The organism is Myxococcus eversor, assembly GCF_010894455.1.
GTDB lineage: Bacteria > Myxococcota > Myxococcia > Myxococcales > Myxococcaceae > Myxococcus > Myxococcus eversor.
Map to the genome: position 1 here is coordinate 1 of NZ_JAAIXY010000095.1, position 519 is coordinate 519.

Consider the following 519-nt stretch of genomic DNA (forward strand, 5'->3'; position numbering starts at 1 on the left):
TGAGCTTCCTCCTCTCCTGGCAGATTCGTCAGTCTCCCAACCCCCGCGCGGTGACGCTCCAGTTCGCCTCCCTCAACTTCGACGTCTCCATCCAGGAGCTCTTCGCTTCCTGGTGGGTCGGCGCCCATGTCGTCCTGCCCACTGGTGGCCTGCGCCAGGACATCCCCGCACTGCTCGACTTCATGCACCGTCAGCAGGTGGAGCGTCTCTTCCTTCCCTTCGTCGCACTCCAGGCCATGGCCGACTCCGTCTCCCACGGCGCCACCCTGCCCTCCGCACTTCGCGAAGTCGTCACCGCAGGCGAGCAGCTCCAGGTCAACGCCACGTTGGCGTCCTTCTTCGAGAAGCTCCCGGGCAGCGTCCTCGAGAATCAGTACGGCCCCTCGGAAGCACACGTCGTCTCCGCATTCCGCCTCCAGGGTGCTCCCTCCTCCTGGCCTCGCCTGCCTTCCATCGGCTCGCCCGTCGGCCACACCCAGCTCTTCGTCCTCGACCCTCTCGGCCAGCCCGTCCCCATCG

The 519-nt window shown here is 66.7% G+C and carries 1 protein-coding gene; it reads left to right on the forward strand.

The features are described from left to right. Positions 1-519, forward strand: a 519-nt coding sequence (locus G4D83_RS45290) for an AMP-binding protein (protein ID WP_163871177.1), incomplete at both ends; no start/stop codon positions are given.